Raw genomic sequence first — 1,070 nt, 5'->3', positions numbered from 1 at the left:
ATCGGCCTTTGGTCCATCGGGATGATGGCTTCGGGCGCTGGTGGGCGGTAGCCCAATGCACTGTGTGGTCGCTTGGTGTTGTAGTGTTTCCTCCAGCTTTCGATGATGATTTGTGCTTCGCGCAACGAGTAAAAGATTTCGCCGTTGAGCAATTCGTCTCGCATCCGCCCATTGAAGCTTTCGCAGTAGCCGTTTTCCCAGGGTGACCCAGGCTCGATATACGCAGTCTTTGCTCCGACTGCCTTGATCCAGTCTCTGACAGCCTCGGCGATAAACTCTGGGCCGTTATCTGACCTGATGTAAGCTGGCACGCCGCGCAAGATGAACAAGTCCGTGAGGACATCGATGACCTCAGTCGAGTTCAGCTTCCGTTTGACCCGGATAGCCAAACATTCCCGGCTATGTTCGTCCAAGATGTTGAGCGTCCTGAACGCCCTGCCATCATCTGTCCGGTGATGCACGAAGTCATACGACCAGACGTGATTACGATACTCAGGCCGTAGGCGAACACACGATCCGTCATTCAGCCAGAGCCGTCCTTTCTTCAGTTGTTTCCTTGGCACTTTAAGCCCCTCACGTCGCCAAAGTCGTTCGACACGTTTGTCATTTACTTGCCAGCCTGCATCTCTCAACAGGGCGGCAATCCGGCGATAGCCATATCGACCGTACTGGCGTGTCAGCTCGATCATATCAGCGACCAGACGGTCTTCGTCGGCACGGCCTTGCGGCAACCGTCTCTGCGTGGATCGGTGCTGGCCTAGAACACGGCAGACCCGTCGCTCAGACACGCTCATCTGGCTGCGGATTAGGTCGATGCAGGCGCGGCGACGTGAGGGGCTTAGAAGTTTCCCCTCGCGGCCTCCTTCAAGATTAACTTGTCCAACGTTAGATCCGACACGGCACGGCGAAGGCGCTCATTCTCTTTCTGGAGCCGCTTCAGTTCCTTAAGCTGCTCAGTGCCCATTCCACCGTATTTCTTTTTCCAGCGATAATACGTCTGTTCAGTAATGCCGATTTGCCGGATCGCATCCAGGCGCGCAATACCTTGGCCTGTCAGCACCTCAACTTGC

General features: G+C 55.4%; 1 protein-coding gene. It reads right to left on the bottom strand.

The genetic code is table 11. From position 1 onward, the window contains the following. Window positions 1–1,070 (bottom strand): IS3 family transposase gene (locus ACTYEO_RS14005; RefSeq protein ID WP_449324364.1). Its coding sequence is split into 2 segments (ribosomal slippage), with 1,071 coding nucleotides annotated over them: window positions 1–853 and window positions 853–1,070; the frame shifts between segments, so codons are not numbered across the junction. This gene is flagged as partial in the annotation.

It is taken from the genome of Rhodophyticola sp. SM2404, assembly GCF_053570515.1.
The sequence above is the reverse complement of the archived record's forward strand: the minus strand, read 5'-3'. Positions and strand labels throughout refer to the sequence as shown.